This window comes from Moorena sp. SIO3I6, assembly GCF_010672095.1.
The window spans coordinates 1-1,407 of sequence record NZ_JAAHHU010001339.1 but is presented as its reverse complement, the minus strand read 5'-3'; the positions used below and the strand labels follow the sequence as shown (position 1 = coordinate 1,407).

At 42.6% G+C, this 1,407-nt stretch carries 1 protein-coding gene; it reads right to left on the bottom strand.

Features of this window, described 5'->3' with window-relative positions; translation table 11 throughout:
• Window positions 1-1,288: zinc ribbon domain-containing protein (locus tag F6K49_RS49150; protein ID WP_293110021.1), on the bottom strand; the 1,288-nt coding region annotated here is incomplete at its 3' end.
• Window positions 1,289-1,407: the final 119 nt, after the last annotated feature.

Below are 1,407 nucleotides of genomic sequence, written 5' to 3'. Positions count from 1 at the left end.
CCTTATCCGTACCTCGATTAAGTATGTTTTTGGCAGCATTGTAGTCAGCCTGTAACACGACCCCATTAAACCTGGTAAAATTGTCCCCGTTTCTTTCCCCCAACAGGGTTCCAGTAACAGAGTCAACTTGCGACGTGTAGCTAGGCTGAACTTCCGTAACAACCGACCCAGTCCAATCAGCCCATTTCTGTAAGGAGTCCCGCATTTTCCCTTTCATCCAGCTATTAAGCTTACGGGACATGGCTTTGGACTGGCGTTTATTTTTTATTGGTTGTGTTAAATCTTCCGCAAAAACTAAGAGTGATTCACCATTAAAAAGAGACTTGGAGGCCGCTCCTATTATGGCAGTTAGTTCGGCTTGGTTCTGTCTGTATCGCTTGTTTTCTGTTTTTCTAGTTAGGTTGTTTTTAAGGATACGAGCAGATTTTGCTGGAGCAAGTTTTTCTAACTTTCTATGTATCGCCCAAAGCTTTCCTCTATTACGATTCTTGGCACAGATGCGATTGGACTTTTTGGTAGCCGCTTTGCCCAAATTTTTGCCATGCGCTTGGCCATTTGAATCATATAAAGCCTCTGTGTACCCTTTGTCTATCCCGATAGGGTGGCGGTTAGCGGGTACTTCCACTGTTCCATAATCTACTAAGAAGTGAATTTCAAATCTTTGTAGAGTTTGATTGTAGATTAATCTAATCTGCCCACTTATTTTGCGATTAGATCTGACGATTATTCTGTTTCTTTTTCCTCTTCTTAATCCAGCTAGTTCTAGCTGATAAGTGTTACGGGAGAGCCTCCTGCACTTATAGCCTATTTGTTGATAGACTATCTGGTTCTTGACCCAGGAATGACCCCTTTTAAACTCCTTTCTGACCAGCCTATGCAGCAGTGGGTTCTCCAGAAAAGCCAAGGTCTTAAGCTGTTTACAAAGCTCCTTTCTTGTCTTTTGATTGTCTTTCCCAGGAAACCTTTTATAAATTTTTCTGACAACGGCGTCGATACAAGCTGCTTGGCTCGCTGTGATAGCCTTCGCTACATCGTTTACAGTCCAATCCATCAACTTGGCAGGCAATCCCAGAGTATCGGGAGTCCTGAAACTCTTCACTTCCGGGATGGCCTTTTTCCAGTCCAGTCCCCAATGGTTAATGCTGCCTAGTTTATTGTAAGACTCAGACCTGACAATTCCTAACTTTTTCATTACCTGCAACAACTCAAACTCTACCGACTTAGTCATCCCCACTACGGGGACAACCTGAGTCGATATTTTCTTTGTTGCTCCTACTTTTCTTGGCATTGTTAACTGACTGTGTCCTACATCTTAAGTGTACTCTAGCGCTAGCAAAATGTCAATGTCGGTTTTATACAGTTAAATACTGTTTTATACCTATTTATTGGGGTTTAGTTGCGGGACTA